17 protein-coding genes and 2 pseudogenes are annotated in these 13120 nt (G+C 73.2%); 8 read left to right on the top strand and 11 right to left on the bottom strand.

All coding sequences use genetic code 11. The annotated features are described in order from the left end of the window. Window positions 1-153: 153 nt before the first annotated feature. Entirely contained in the window at window positions 154-354 is a 201-nt protein-coding gene (locus AB0O82_RS33800; protein ID WP_363588088.1) for a DUF397 domain-containing protein, read from the bottom strand. Continuing rightward, window positions 317-1177 (bottom strand): helix-turn-helix transcriptional regulator, encoded by an 861-nt coding sequence (locus tag AB0O82_RS33805; RefSeq protein ID WP_363588090.1) that lies wholly within the window; start codon window positions 1175-1177, stop codon window positions 317-319. The genes AB0O82_RS33800 and AB0O82_RS33805 overlap by 38 nt, the downstream gene beginning before the upstream one ends. Window positions 1178-1393: 216 nt before the next feature. Here AB0O82_RS33805 and AB0O82_RS33810 point away from each other — a divergent pair, with 216 nt between their 5' ends. From AB0O82_RS33810 to AB0O82_RS33825, 4 genes are read left to right on the top strand one after another with little or no spacing between them, the layout of a single operon-like run. Next, window positions 1394-1834, top strand: coding sequence for an ATP-binding protein (locus tag AB0O82_RS33810; RefSeq protein WP_363588092.1), 441 nt, complete (start codon window positions 1394-1396; stop codon window positions 1832-1834). Then, window positions 1831-2205, top strand: a complete 375-nt coding sequence (locus tag AB0O82_RS33815) for a hypothetical protein (RefSeq protein WP_363588094.1) — start codon at window positions 1831-1833, stop codon at window positions 2203-2205. Before AB0O82_RS33810 ends, AB0O82_RS33815 begins: the two co-directional genes overlap by 4 nt. Further along, window positions 2202-2444 (top strand): hypothetical protein, encoded by a 243-nt coding sequence (locus tag AB0O82_RS33820; protein ID WP_363588096.1) that lies wholly within the window; start codon window positions 2202-2204, stop codon window positions 2442-2444. Before AB0O82_RS33815 ends, AB0O82_RS33820 begins: the two co-directional genes overlap by 4 nt. A 51-nt stretch (window positions 2445-2495) precedes the next feature. Beyond that, entirely contained in the window at window positions 2496-3452 is a 957-nt protein-coding gene (locus AB0O82_RS33825; RefSeq protein ID WP_363588097.1) for an aldo/keto reductase, read from the top strand. 223 nt (window positions 3453-3675) lie between these two features. On the opposite strand, the gene AB0O82_RS33830 is transcribed toward AB0O82_RS33825, so the two are convergent. The 3 genes from AB0O82_RS33830 to AB0O82_RS33840 form a co-directional block, all read right to left on the bottom strand. Further along, window positions 3676-4218 carry a DUF1707 domain-containing protein gene (locus tag AB0O82_RS33830; RefSeq protein WP_363588098.1) on the bottom strand — a complete coding sequence of 181 codons (543 nt, stop codon included), beginning with the start codon at window positions 4216-4218 and terminating at the stop codon, window positions 3676-3678. Between the two features lie 90 nt (window positions 4219-4308). After that, window positions 4309-5184: a hypothetical protein gene (locus AB0O82_RS33835; protein ID WP_363588099.1), complete on the bottom strand. Its 876-nt coding sequence runs from the start codon at window positions 5182-5184 to the stop codon at window positions 4309-4311. A gap of 8 nt (window positions 5185-5192) precedes the next feature. Further along, entirely contained in the window at window positions 5193-5588 is a 396-nt protein-coding gene (locus AB0O82_RS33840) for a helix-turn-helix domain-containing protein (protein WP_363588101.1), read from the bottom strand. A 118-nt stretch (window positions 5589-5706) separates the two neighbouring features. Here AB0O82_RS33840 and AB0O82_RS33845 point away from each other — a divergent pair, with 118 nt between their 5' ends. The 3 genes from AB0O82_RS33845 (at window position 5707) to AB0O82_RS33855 (ending at window position 8218) form a co-directional block, all read left to right on the top strand. Beyond that, window positions 5707-6345 carry an NAD(P)-binding domain-containing protein gene (locus AB0O82_RS33845; RefSeq protein WP_363588168.1) on the top strand — a complete coding sequence of 213 codons (639 nt, stop codon included), beginning with the start codon at window positions 5707-5709 and terminating at the stop codon, window positions 6343-6345. Between the two features lie 118 nt (window positions 6346-6463). Beyond that, window positions 6464-6775 (top strand): helix-turn-helix transcriptional regulator, encoded by a 312-nt coding sequence (locus tag AB0O82_RS33850; protein ID WP_363588103.1) that lies wholly within the window; start codon window positions 6464-6466, stop codon window positions 6773-6775. 165 nt (window positions 6776-6940) lie between these two features. Continuing rightward, window positions 6941-8218, top strand: a complete 1278-nt coding sequence (locus tag AB0O82_RS33855) for an MFS transporter (RefSeq protein WP_363588105.1) — start codon at window positions 6941-6943, stop codon at window positions 8216-8218. Between the two features lie 11 nt (window positions 8219-8229). Here the strand turns inward: AB0O82_RS33855 and AB0O82_RS33860 are convergent. The 5 genes and pseudogenes from AB0O82_RS33860 to AB0O82_RS33880 form a co-directional block, all read right to left on the bottom strand. Continuing rightward, window positions 8230-8388 (bottom strand): annotated as a pseudogene (locus AB0O82_RS33860) (DNA-binding protein); the annotation flags it as partial. A 98-nt stretch (window positions 8389-8486) separates the two neighbouring features. Continuing rightward, on the bottom strand, window positions 8487-8909 hold the full coding sequence (locus AB0O82_RS33865; RefSeq protein ID WP_363588107.1) for a DUF6879 family protein: 423 nt from the start codon (window positions 8907-8909) through the stop codon (window positions 8487-8489). A 113-nt stretch (window positions 8910-9022) separates the two neighbouring features. Continuing rightward, window positions 9023-9247, bottom strand: a complete 225-nt coding sequence (locus AB0O82_RS33870) for a hypothetical protein (protein ID WP_363588109.1) — start codon at window positions 9245-9247, stop codon at window positions 9023-9025. 86 nt (window positions 9248-9333) lie between these two features. Continuing rightward, window positions 9334-10170 carry a helix-turn-helix transcriptional regulator gene (locus AB0O82_RS33875; protein WP_363588111.1) on the bottom strand — a complete coding sequence of 279 codons (837 nt, stop codon included), beginning with the start codon at window positions 10168-10170 and terminating at the stop codon, window positions 9334-9336. Beyond that, the gene (locus tag AB0O82_RS33880) at window positions 10167-10922 is read right to left on the bottom strand and encodes a DUF6879 family protein (protein WP_363588113.1); all 756 of its coding nucleotides are present in this window, start codon (window positions 10920-10922) and stop codon (window positions 10167-10169) included. Before AB0O82_RS33880 ends, AB0O82_RS33875 begins: the two co-directional genes overlap by 4 nt. 240 nt (window positions 10923-11162) lie before the next feature. Here AB0O82_RS33880 and AB0O82_RS33885 point away from each other — a divergent pair, with 240 nt between their 5' ends. Next, complete coding sequence (locus AB0O82_RS33885; RefSeq protein WP_363588115.1) at window positions 11163-12296, top strand: NAD(P)/FAD-dependent oxidoreductase; 1134 nt, start codon at window positions 11163-11165, stop codon at window positions 12294-12296. A 55-nt stretch (window positions 12297-12351) separates the two neighbouring features. Here the strand turns inward: AB0O82_RS33885 and AB0O82_RS33890 are convergent. After that, window positions 12352-13074: pseudogene (locus tag AB0O82_RS33890) on the bottom strand (aminoglycoside phosphotransferase family protein); the annotation flags it as partial. Window positions 13075-13120: the final 46 nt, after the last annotated feature.

Consider the following 13120-nt stretch of genomic DNA (forward strand, 5'->3'; position numbering starts at 1 on the left):
TCCACCAAGCCCCACTCGGCATCGGAGAGTTCATGGCGACGTATCACCACACCATGATCCACTAGCCAAGATCACTTTGACGACACTGCCTAGGGGAGTCCGTGAAAGGCCCGGGTCCCTGCCGCAGCGGCAGGGCCCGGGCCTGCCAAACCGTCAGATCTGGCCGAACTCGCCGCCGCGTACGGCCGTCACGAAGGACTGCCAGGCATCAGCGGAGAAGGCCAGCCGGGGGCCGTCGGGGTCCTTGGAGTCCCGGACGCGGCCCGGGTGTGCGTCGTCGACCTCGACGCAGACACCGCCGTCATTGTTGCTGTGGCTACTCTTTCGCCATTCTTCCTGCGTCTCTGCTCGCACGGCCGTACTCCTTCAGAATGCGTCTGATCATCGCCCGGGAGTCCCGGGGCGACAGGGCCTGGGCCCTCAGTAGATCGTAGGACTCACGCCGCTCGGCGACCTTGGGCATTTCGTCGATGACCTCACCGTTCTTTGCACCTTCCGCCCAAGCGATCACACCGCCCGCCGGGAGGGTGTACAGCATGAGGGAACCGCCCATCTCAGGGTGTTCGCCGGCGGCGAAGGGCAGGACCTGGATCGTGATGAAGGAGCGCTTTTCGTCTGCTAGGGCGGTGAGTTGCTCGCACATCACATGGAGTCCGCCGACTGGTCGCCGGAGCGTCGCCTCGTCCAGGATGAACCAACATCGCGGCGGCGTCGTGGAATCCAGCCGCTTCTGACGTTCGAGTCGTGCGGCGAGCAATGCGTCGATCTCTTGCTCGGTAGCGTGCTGTTGGCCTGCACGTAGCGAGTGTCGGGCGAAAGAAGGAATTTGCAACAGGCCGGGGATGGTCGCAGAGGCGAACTCCTCGATGACGGCGGCCTGACCCTCCAGATGGATCGCCTGCCGGTACTTGCCAGGGAACTTCTCGTTCTTGGCCAACTGGTAGATGCGGTCGAACCGGCCGTCGGTGCCGAACGCCGCGTCCAGCATGCCGGGCAGGTCCGGCGGTGGCATTGATTCGGCGCGTTCGACCCGCCCGAGATGCCCCTTCGAGATATTGACGATCTTGGCGAGTTGGTCGAGCGACATACCCGCTCGCTCACGATGGGCACGCATCTCCCAGCCGAACTGGTCTCGCGCCGACCGCCCAGGATCCAGCTCGTTTGGTTGGAACCCCATGCTCAGCCTCCATGTGCCCAATCGCAGCGTGACACAGGGTCACCCTTCCCAGGTTAGCCGCTCAGAGCGACGCTTAATGCACGCACAGTGAGAATGGTGCGCAGCGATCAAGGCCACAGAGAGCTCATCATGACGAACGATCAACCAGCGGCCCGGCGGCCCGGGCCGACGTGGCGAAACTCCCGCATCCGGGACAACTCCGAGGCGAGTGAGGCCATGCCCGAAGTATTGAAGGAACAGCCGGAAACAGTGGGGGAGTACTCCTGCTGGCTGTCGCGCCACCAGAAGTCCGTGCCCACCGCACGCGGGCTGCTGCGCGGCTTCCTCTCCGACCACCAGGGGGGCGAACTGTTCGCCGACCACTCCGGGCTGGTGCTCGGCGAACTCGTCACCAACGCCGTCCAGCACGCCCGCACCCCGTCCGACCGGCTGCTGTTCGTGCGCTTCGCCCTCTCGGCCGACGACCTGCGGATCGAGGTCCACGACGCCGACCCCCGCCAGCCCGTGCTGCGCCGCGTGGGCGGGGACGAAGAATGCGGGCGGGGGCTGTGGCTGGTGTCCGAACTCGCCCTCCGATGGGGCTGCCGCTCCCACGCGGGCGGGGTCGGCAAAGCGGTGTGGGCGGTCCTCGGACCCCCGAGCGGGGACGCGTCGTGACCGCCATCCCTCCCCGCGACTACCCGCACCCGGTCACCGTCGAGATCGGCGGCGTCACCCGGACCGCCACCTTCGCCCGGCTCGCCGACGCCCTGGCCGCCGTGCGCACCGCCCTGGCCCGCCTGCCCCTCGACGACGACCACGCCGCCTACCTCACCGACCTGTTCGCCCCCGAATCCACCGCCCGCGTCGCCCGCCGGCTCACCGACGTCGGCGCGCTGCGCACGATCGCCTTCGTCGGCATCCACGCCCACCCCATCCACCTGCGCCCCGCCGAAAGCCCCGAAAGCCCCGAAAGCCCCGAAAGCCCCGAAAGCCCCGAGGGCCCCGACGGCACCGCAGGCGCCGACGAGTTCCCGGAGCCGGTGTGAGGCGCCTTTGCGCCCGGGTCGCGAGGTGGTGGTGCCTGCGCGGCCGGTTCTCCCTGCCCGTGCGGGCGTTGAGCCCCGGGCGCCGCGCCGCCCACGCCGAGATGCGGCGCCGGGCGGCCGCCCCCGGCAGCACCGAGGCCCTGCGGCGGGCCGTCGCCGACCACGCCCGCCGACCGCGCCCGCCGGGCGCCCTCGCGCTGGACGAGTGGTTCCGAAGCCGGTCAGCGGTCGATCGGTGACCGGGTGACGGGCGGCCGGTCTTGTCGTCGTGCCAGAACTAGGGTGACCCCATGGAATATCGAACGCTCGGCAACAGCGGACTCCTCGTCTCCGTGGTCGGACTCGGCTGCAACAACTTCGGCGGACGTCTCGACGCGGCGCAGACACGCGCGGTGGTCGACGCGGCACTCGACGCCGGGGTGACGCTCTTCGACACCGCCGACATGTACGGGGCCGGAGGCGGCTCCGAGACGCTGCTCGGCCAGGCGTTGAAAGGGCGGCGCGACGAGGTCGTGCTGGCCACCAAGTTCGGCTATCAGCGGGCGGACCTGGGGTACGGGCCCGCAGCCGGGGCGAAGGGCGGCCGGGCCTACATCCGGCGCGCGGTCGAGGAGTCGCTGCGACGCCTGCAGACCGACCACATCGACCTCTACCAGCTGCACACCCCCGACCCGCGCACGCCGATCGCCGAGACGCTCGCCGCGCTCAGCGAGCTGGTACGCGAAGGCAAGGTGCGCTACATCGGGCACTCCAACTTCGCCGGCTGGCAGATCGCCGAGGCCGCGCACGTCGCCCGGGAGATCGGGGCCGTCCCGTTCGTCTCGGCCCAGAACGAATGGTCGCTGCTCGAACGCGGCGCGGAGCGGGAGGTGGTGCCCGCGGCGCTGCACTACGGCCTCGGTGTGCTGCCGTTCTACCCGCTCGCCAACGGCCTGCTGACCGGGAAGGTGCGCCGTGCCACGGGCGTGCCCGCGGGCTCGCGCCTGGCGTCGCGGCCCGAGCGGGTGACCGAGGCCGGCCTCGACGCGGTCGAATGCCTCGCCGCCTGGGGCGAGGCGCGCGGCCGGAGCGTCCTGGAGATCGGCGTGGGCGCGCTCGCCGCACGGCCCGGCTGCGGCTCGGTCATCGCCGGGGCGAGCAGTGCCGAGCAGGTGCGCGCCAACGCCGCCGCCGGGCAATGGGTGCCGACCTCCGAGGAACTGGCCGAGATCGACGCGGTCCTCGACGCGGAACACGCCGTGGCCTGATCGGAGCGGGAGAACACGGGCGCCGCGCAGGGCACGTCGGCGGCACGGGTTCCGGCTCCCGGTGAGGCCGCCGCTGCCACCCGGCGTGCCGCTCGTCCAGGGGTGAACCGGCGAGGCCCCGCACCGAACGGCGCGGGGAATCACCGCTGTCACCTGGCATGACGTATCGTCAACCACACGTCAAGCGAAGAGAGTTACGGCAGCCGATCGGCCCCGGGGGGTCTCAGTGTCGCGCGTGGCGGATCTTCAGCCGTCCGAATCCGGTGGTCCCGGAGATCCGGATCGTGGGGCCGCCGGGGGTGGGGCGCCGCGGGGGCTTGTAGCGGGCCTCCTTCCAGCCGGAGTGCATGCCCTCGATGTCGACGACCGCGTCGTGGGGCACCGTGATCCTGGCGCCGCCGGTGCCGAGTTGCAGTTCGATGTCGACGACCGGGTGCTCGATGACCGCCCGGGACAGGTCCAGGCGCACCCTGCCGAGCGCGGAGAAGACCTTGAGGGTCCGGGGCACCTTCCAGGCGCCGCTGCGCCGGATGCGTCCCGTGGCGGCGCCGATCGTCGTCTCGGTGCCCGCGCCCGGCTCGGGGAGCGAGGCCAGGGACCGCCCGAGTGCGTCCTGCGTCCTGGCGGTGAGCGCCTGGTGGAGGCGTTCGTCCATCTCCTCGTGGGAGATGCGCCCTTGGCTGTACGCCTCCTGCAGGCGTTGCACGGCCGTGTCGCGGTCGTCGTCGCCGGCCAGGGGCGAGAGGTCTTCCGGCAGCGAGGTCACCGCCCCACTCTAGTGCCGCGCCTGGGCCGCGAACCCGCCAAGGCCCCTGGCGGGAACGGCCGGTGCCGGGCGGAGCCGGGCGGGTGGGCCTCACGGCATCGGCCATGCGCGGGTGGGCGCGTGGTCGGCCTCGGGGCCGTGCAACTGGGTGGCGAGCAGGCGGCCCGCCGCCGAGGCCAGGCCCTGGCGGTCCGCCACCGGATGCGGACCGTCCAGCAGGGACATGGTGAGGCGGTAGGTCGACAGGGCCTTGTCCGTCCGGGCCCTGGTCCGTTCCTCGGACGGTGCGCGGGACAGGACCAGGACCGCCGGCTCGCGGTTCTCGGCGATGGCGGCGCCGAGGCGGGCGTGGCCGTCCAGGACCGCATGGCAGTTGAGCCCGCTGAACCACCAGAGCAGGACGGGCGCCAGGATCCCCTCCCGGGCCTGCTTGCGGCAGGCCTTCACCCGGGGGTCGTCGGGCGGTGGCATCCGGCGCAGCGGCATGACCCGCCGGGAGCCGTCGAACCAGTCGACGTAGCCGTCGGGATGGGCGTCGAGCAGCAGGGAGCGCCACTGGCCGCCCGGCCCGCCTGCGGCCGGTGCCGTCCCCTGGCGGGCGAGCCGCGGGGAGAGCACCCACCGACCCTCGTGGAGCGGGCCGTTGGCGCGGGCGTGCAGGGCGCCGGCGAAGCGGTGCGCCCAGCGGGCGTACCAGGACGGCCCTCCCGGCCCGGCGACCGCGCGCGCCCGGGCGGCCCGCAGCGGGGCGAGGGGGGAGCGGTAGTGGTCCGTGCGGGAGTACTCGACGCCGCAGCGGTCGTCGTCGATCCTGGCGGTGAGCACCACCCGCGGACCCTGTGACAGGACGATCAGGTTCCCGTTGGCCATCCGCGGCCGCAGCCCCGGCTCGGTGGCAGGGGGGAGCTCCAGGCCCAGGCCGCCCCAGGATCCGCCGTCGGCCGCCGTCAGATTCCTCCGGTGCACCGGAGATCCTAGGCCCCGGCGGGCCCCGCGCTCTCGGCCCCGGCGGGCCCCGCGCCTTCGGCGCGGTCCTGGGCCGCCATGACGTCGTCGCCGTGCTCGAACGCCCACGCGCCGAGGGCGCCCACCGGGGCGAGCAGGCTCGCCCCCAGGCCGGTGAGCGCGTACTCGACGCGGGGCGGCGACCCGGGGTGGGCGGTGCGTTCCACCAGGCCGCTGGCCTGCAGGCGGCGCAGGGTCTCGGTCAGCACCTTGGGGCTGATGCCCCCGATCCGCGCGCGCAACTGCCCGGGGCGCTGGGGGTGGTGGCGCAGCGCCCACAGGACGACCGGGTTCCAGGTGTTGGCGAGCAGGTCGAAGGCGAGGCGGGCGGGGCAGTCGGCGAGGAGGTCCTGATCGGTGGTCACGTACCGAATGGTGCCCGAGCCGGTGCCTAGTGTCGTCAGCGCAGTCGACGTCGTCGATGCCGTCGACATCGTCGATGTCGATGTCGTCGGCGTGTTCGGGAGAAGGGGAGCGGGGATCGTGAGGATCGGGATCATCGGCACCGGCGCCATGGCCGGTGCGCTGGGCGGGCAGTGGGTGCGCGCGGGCCACGACGTGCTGGTGGGCGGGCGCGACGGCGCCCGGGCCGCGGCCCTGGCCGGGCGGATCGGTGCCCGGACGGGGGGCGTGCGGGAGGCGGCCGGGCACGGGGCGGACGCCGTCCTGCTCGCCGTGCCCCACGCGGCGGCGGCCGGTGTGGCCGCCGCTCTGGCCGGCGTCCTGGGCGGGCGCACGCTGGTGGACTGCACCAACCCGGTGGCCCCGGGTTTCGTCCTGGCCACCGGCGCCGGGCCCTCGGCGGCCGAGCGCATCGCGGCGGGCGCGCCCGGGGCGCACGTGGTCAAGGCGTTCAACCTGTGCCACGAGAGCGTGTGGCGCCTGAGCCCGCCGGTGTTCGACGGGCGTCCGCTGGCCGTCCCGCTGTGCGGGGACGAGCCGGGCGCGCTGGAGACGGTGCGGCGCCTGGTGCGGGACGTGGGCTGCGAGCCGGTGGGCGGCGGGGGGCTGGAGCGGGCCGGGCTGCTGGAGGCGACCGCCGCGTTCCTGATCGGCCTGTGGGTGGGCGAGGGCGTGGACGCCCAGGCGATCGCCCCGCCCCTGGCCCACGCCGGCCCGTAGGCCCGCAGGCCGCCGGGGCACGGGAACCCGGCGGACGGCGGCCCGGGTTGACACGCTTCTTCACATCTAGAATATTGGATACGTCATCTGGTCGAGGGTCGGGCGAAGGGAGCGCGCGGTGGATCCGCTGGCCGTCCACAAGGCGCTCGCCAACCCGGCGCGGGCGGACTTCCTGCGCTGGCTCAAGACGCCCGAGCGCTACTTCGACGAGGACTACTACCGCGAGCGCGGCGTGGGCTTCCACATCGGCGTGTGCGTGACGGACATCCGGGAGAAGTCCGGGCTCGCCCAGTCCGTGGTCTCCGGCTACCTGCAGATCCTGCGCGACGCCGGACTGCTGGTGTCCGAACGCGTCGGCAAATGGACCTTCTACCGCCGCGACGAGGCGACGATCGCCGCGTTCGCCGCCTACGCCCGCGACGAACTCTGACGCTCCGCCCCCTCCGGGGCGCACCCCACCGCCCCCGCCGGGGCGGCCCGGGCTGCGCCCTTCCTTTTCGCCCCATTCCATCTAACTATCTAGATTTGTAGCCCCATGTGCGGGCGGGTGCCGTGCGCCCGCACACCCCGCGCGCCGGGCGGACGGAGGCAGCACATGCGAAAGACCGGCCCCGCCGTCCTGACACTCTCCCTGGGAGTGTTCGGGATCATCACCACCGAGATGGGCGTCGTCGGCGTCCTGCCCCGCATCTCCGAGGAACTCGGCGTCACACCCTCCGCCGCCGGCTGGCTGGTGGGCGTCTTCGCCCTCGTGGTCGCCGCCACCGGACCGTTCGGCACCCTGCTGGCCTCCGGCCTGCGCCGCAAGGCCGTCCTGGCGAGCGCACTGGCCGTCTTCGCGCTCTCCAACGCCGTGTACGCGCTCACCGACGACTTCGCCGTGATGTTCGCCTTCCGGATCCTGCCCGCGCTCTTCCACCCCGTCTTCTTCGCCGTCGCCCTCACCACCGCCGCCGACCTGGTCCCCGAACACCGCGCCACCCGGGCGGCCACCACCGTCTTCGCCGGCGTCACCGTCGGCTTCGCCTTCGGCGTGCCGCTCACCTCCTACCTCGCCGAACACGCGGGCCTGGCCGCCGCGTTCTGGTTCGGCGCCGGCGTCAACCTGCTGGCCTGCCTGGGCGTCCTGCTCCTCCTGCCCGCCACCCCCGCCACCCCCGCGACGCCCGCAGCGCCCGCAGCGCCCGCAGGCCGGCGCCCCTCCTACCGGGGCCAGCTGGCCATCCTGCGCCGGGGCCGGCTGTGGCTGTCGGTCCTCGCCGTCGTGTGCGTGTTCGCCGCGATGTTCTCCGTCTACGGCTACTTCGCCGAATACCTGGAACGCGTCACCGGCCTGAGCGTCTCCCTGGTGGGCGCCGCGCTGATGGCCTTCGGGATCGTCATGGTCCTCGGCAACCTCCTCTTCGGCCGCCTCCTGGAACGCGACCTCCCGCGCACCGTCACCGCCTTCCCCGCCCTCTACGTCCTCCTCTACGCCCTGCTCTACGCGATCGGCCCCTGGCCCGCGCCGATGACCGCCGGCGTCCTGCTCTGGGGCGCGGTGCACTCCGGCGGACTCGTCGTCAGCCAGAGCTGGCTGGCCCGCGACGCCCAGGACGCACCCGAGTTCGGCAACAGCCTGTTCATCTCCTTCTCCAACCTGGGCATCACCGCCGGCAGCGCGGTGGGCGGCCTCGTCGTCTCCACCGCCGGCGCCCGCCACCTGCCCTGGGCCGGAGCGGGCTTCGCCCTCGCCGCCCTGGCCGCCGTCCTGCTGCGCCGCCGCCTGGGCCCCGCCACCCAGGCCACCCCCACGCCGCAGACCCCGGCGCAGGACGAGCCGACCACCGACGACGCCGCCGCGCCCGATTCGGCCCGGGCCGCCACCGCCTGACGGCTGCCGTATCAGTCCAGGCAGGCCAAGGCGCCCGCCACGAGCGAGCGCACGGCCGCGCCCCGCACCGCCCCCCGCGAGAGGCGGTCGAAGGCCCGGGCGTACAGACCGACCTGGCCGGGCCGGGTGAGGGTGGAAGCGGCATCCAGCGTGTCCGCGTGGACCCCGCTCCCCGTGTCCTCGCGGATCTCGCGCACCCGGCCGGCCAGGGCTTCGCGGGCCTGTTGAACGCTCGCAGAGGGGTGCGCGGGCACGGAGCCGGCCTTCGTCAGACGTCGTACAGGTGGTGCGGGACCGCTCGCTCCCAGACCGCTTCGAACGCGGTGGCACACAGCGCCACGGTTTGCGGGTCCGCCGTGATCTCGTCCTCGACCACCGCGCCGTCACCGGAGAAGTGGTGCACCCGAAGCAGCGCGCCGTCGAACAGCCAGAAGTCGTTGCCCGGCAGGGGGATGCCCGTGGCCCGTCGCCGGGGCAGCCAGCGGACCTCCTCACCCGCCGTGACGTTGGCGTGGGTGACGTAGTGCTCCCACCGGATGTACGCGGACACGGGCTCGGAGACGACCTGGGCCCGGCGCACGGCCACACCCCGGGCCACCGTGTCCGTGATCAACTGGTCGTAGGAGTCCCGCAGCTCCAGATGGACGGCGGAGCGCCGGCACCGCCCGAGCAGCTCGGCGAAGTCGGGCACGCCCGACGCCGCTCGCGTTCCTCCGGGGACAGCTCGGTCGGCCGGACCGCTTGTCGGGGTCCGGCGGGGCCGCCCCGCCTCCCGGCGGCCGGGGGCCCCTTGCGGTGCCGCGCTCACGTGTCCAGGGCTTTGCGGATCAGGGTGGCGAGCACGGCGGCCTCGGCCTCCTTGAGGTGTCCCAGGGCCACCCAGGAGAAGCTGGATCCCGCGAACACGTCCGAGCCACCACGGACGAGGGCGGAGATCCCGGCAGCGCGCAGCGCTTCCCGCAGATCGTTCGCCGCCGACTCCTCGGCGCTCACCCGTTCCGACTGTCCGGTCGGCTCAAGACCCGACATGTGCCACTCCCTTGACCGATGGGGTTCCGTCACCACGAAGGCAGGGGCGGCGGCAGGAACCGGGCGGAGGTGATTCCCGGTGATTCTCACAGCAGCGACCGGCGGGCCCGGGAAATCACCCGATGGGCTGACGGGCCGTAGACGGCGCTCTCCGCCAGGGCCTCCCACGCCCGGACGTGAAGCGCGACGTCTGCCGGATCGTCCAACCACATCTCCGCGTGCCAGGACTCGGTGATGACCAACGCGCCGTCGTGGATGGAGAATCCGACTCCCGCGGGCACTCTGAGATCGGCATCGAACGGCACGATCCCGAGCCGGACGTTCCCACGTGCCAGCCAGGGGGCCAGGCACTCCAGCTGGTCCGCCAGTACGGCCGGCGGGCAGAGCCGGGAGACGAGGGCGCCTTCCCACACCAGGAAGTGGAACGACCGCGACCGGTCGTTGAGAACCCTCTGGCGTTCCATGCGGGTCACCGCCGCGGCCTCGACGTCGCGGATCGACGGATGGACCCTGGTGTACCGGGTGAGGACCGCTCGCGCGTACTCGGCGGTCTGGAGCAGGCCGGGAACCAGGGTCGGGTCGAATGACCGACGGTCGCCGGTCTTCTTCCCCTGCGCGGCGTGCGCCTCCTGCACCGGCCGGACACCGTCGGCGAGTTGGCGCCGCCACGACCGGTACTGGGTCTCCACCGTCCGCAGCCGGCCCACCGGTTCGGCGGCGGCGTCGGGCCGGCCGACGGCCTCGGCCCAGGCGACCACATCGGCCCTGGTGGGCGACTGCCTGCCGTTCTCCAGCTTGCTGACCTTGGACTGGGGCCAGCCCAGCCGCACGGCCAAGGCGCGTCCGGACAACCCGCACTCGGTGCGCAGTTCACGCATCCGGGCACCAAGAGCAGACCGTGCCTGCTGATAGTCGGTGCTCACATGCCGGAAGGTACCTGAGCCCGGAACCGCGCGTAGGGCCTCGCGTGGTGCCAGGCGGCATCACGCACCTGGCAGGCACGGAGGACTTCCAGCGGGTCGGTGACCAACTCCATTCCCACGGTGCGCTCCCCCTCGAAGTGGAAGCGCGCGACCGTGCGGGAGTCGAAGAGCCAGAAGTCCGTCAGCCCGGCCAGCCCGGCCGCCTCGGCCTCCGAGCGCCACATGCACCGGATGTCCTCACCGGCCGCCACGTTGGTCCGGGCGCACGCCAGCAGGTACCGCTGCCCCTCGGTCGGCGGATCGTCCACCAGACGCACCCGCTCGAACCTCTTGCCCTTGCCGACCATGCGGCGCACGTTCTCGAACCAGGGGTGCCCGACCTCCCCGGCGCTGTCCCCCGTCCGAAGGAACTCGGCGTAGGAGGGCGTCTGCTTGTCGGAGAGGTATCCCGCCCTTGTCTCCAACCGCCACGCGGTGTGCTCGAACCCGTCGTTGATGAACTCGGTGATCCGCTGCTGCGGTACGAACTCCGGCACCGGCGTCGACTCCTTCGGAGCGAACCGCACCAGCAGTTCGCGGGGCACGACTACGAAGCCCTCATCGTCCTTCACGTGCATGAGTTGCGCCACGTCCTCGGGGTCCGTCACGGCGTACCCCTGCACGGCCACCTCGCCGGTGTCCACGTCCTCGTACAGCGTCGGGCAGTCGCCGACACCCGAGGTGCTACCGATGACACGCAGCCGCCTTGCCATAGCTGTTCCTCTCGACGGCAGACAGGAAGGTCCTCCCATGATCGGCCTCAACCGGCGCTCCGGAAGGGGTGATTCTCGATGATTCTCATGACGATCCGACGCGGGCGCGGTGACGGCCGGATGTCGGGGGTGTGAGCCGGGTGCCGGTGGCCTGTCAGCGGCGTGCCGGTGGGCCCTGGGAGCTTTCCGGGGACAGGCCGGGTGCCCATCCGGCAGGCGCGCGACAGACAGGGAACCACCATGACCACCGACATCACGATCATCGGCGCCGGACTCGGCGGGCTGACCCTGGCCCGGGTCCTGCACCTGCACGGCATCGCGGCCACCGTCTACGAGGCGGAGGCCTCGCCGGCGGCGCGTGCGCAGGGCGGGATGCTCGACATCCACGACTACAACGGGCAGCTCGCCGTCCGGGCGGCCGGCCTGACGGAGGAGTTCGAAGCCCTCGTCCTGGAGGGCCGCCAGGCGATGCGGATCCTCGACCGGGACGGGAGCGTCCTGCTCGACAAGGCCGACGACGGCACGGGCGGGCGCCCCGAGGTGCAGCGCGCCGAACTGCGGCAGATGCTGCTCGACTCGCTCCCGGCCGGCACCGTCCGGTGGGGCCGCAAGGCCGCCGGCGTCCGCGCCCTGGGCGCCGGCCGCCACGAGGTGGCGTTCGCCGACGGCACCACCGCCGCCACCGGCCTGCTGGTCGGCGCGGACGGCGCGTGGTCGCGGGTGCGGCCGCTGCTGTCCGCCGCCACCCCCCAGTACACCGGCACGTCGTGCGTCGAGACCTACCTGTTCGACGCCGACACCCGCCACCTCGCCGCCGCGAAGGCGGTCGGCGGCGGGTCGATGATGGCGCCCTCGCCGGGCGCGGAGATCTTCGCCCACCGGGAGAGCGGCGACACCCTGCACACCTACGTGATGCTCACCAGGACGCAGGAATGGTTCGCCGACATCGACTTCACCGACCCCGGTGAGGCACGCGCCCGCATCGCGGCACAGTTCGACGGCTGGGCACCGGAGCTCACCGCGCTGATCACCGACGGCGACACCGCGCCGCTCCTGCGCCCCCACTACACCCTGCCGATCGGCCACCGGTGGGACCGGGTGCCGGGGGTGACCCTGCTGGGCGACGCCGCCCACCTCGCGGCCCCCAACGGCGAGGGCGCCAACCTCGCCATGCTCGACGGCGCCGAACTCGGCCAGGCCTTGGCCGCGCACCCCGGCGACACCGAGGCCGCCCTCGCCGCGTACGAGCGGGCCATGTTCCCGCGCGGCGCCGAGGCCGCCTCCGAGGGCGCGCACATGCACGAGCTCCTCAACGGCGACGACACCCCCCACGCCCTGATCGCCGCCTTCCTCGACGGCGGTCCGGCCTCCTGAACCGCCCACCGGGAAGCCGGGAGCCGGGAGCCGGGGAGCCGGCGGCGGGCGGCGCTCAGGCGTACCGGTCGAGCAGCGCCTCCAGGTAGTCCTCCAGGCGCCGGCCCAGCAGGGCCGGCGTCAGGTCGCCGCGCCCCAGCTCCCGCCACGGCACGGCGACCTTCTCCGCGTCCGGCGCGAACGCCAGCGCGTCCAGCAGCCGCCAGTACAGGTGCGCGCCCCGGTCCGCCTCCAGCGTGCCGCCGGCCGCCAGGTAGCGGGCGGCGAAGTCCAGGCCGGTGTCCACGCCGTGCAGCAGGGCCAGGGCGGTGGAGCAGTGGGCCACGTCCAGGTCGGCCGGGCCCCAGGAGGTCTCCACCCAGTCCACGACCCCGCTGACGGCCAGCTCGGGGCCCTGCCCGGTGAACAGCACGTTGCCGGGGTGGAAGTCGCGGTGCAGGAAGCACGGCCGGTACGCGGGCACCTCGCGGCGGATCACGTCCACCGCCCGCCGCCACACCCCGGGACGCGCCGTGGCCCCGGGCACCCGCACCCGCTCCGGGGCCGTCCACGCCTCGAAGGCGCGGGGGTGCTCGCCCGGCGCCACCGCGAGCGCGTGCACGGCGGCCAGCTGACCGGCCAGCAGGTCCGCGCGGCGCTCCACGTCGCGGTCCTGCGCCACCCGCACGCCGCCCGGCAGCAGCGACATCACCAGCGACGGGTGGTCGCAGAACTCGCCCGCCGCGTCCAGGGCGTGCAGCCGCGCCGCCGGCACGCCGCCGTCCGCGAGCAGCCGCAGCCCGCGCGGCCCCGGGTCTGACGCGGGTCTGACGCGGGTCTGACGC

Source organism: Kitasatospora sp. NPDC088264 (assembly GCF_040685715.1).
Classification (GTDB): domain Bacteria; phylum Actinomycetota; class Actinomycetes; order Streptomycetales; family Streptomycetaceae; genus Kitasatospora.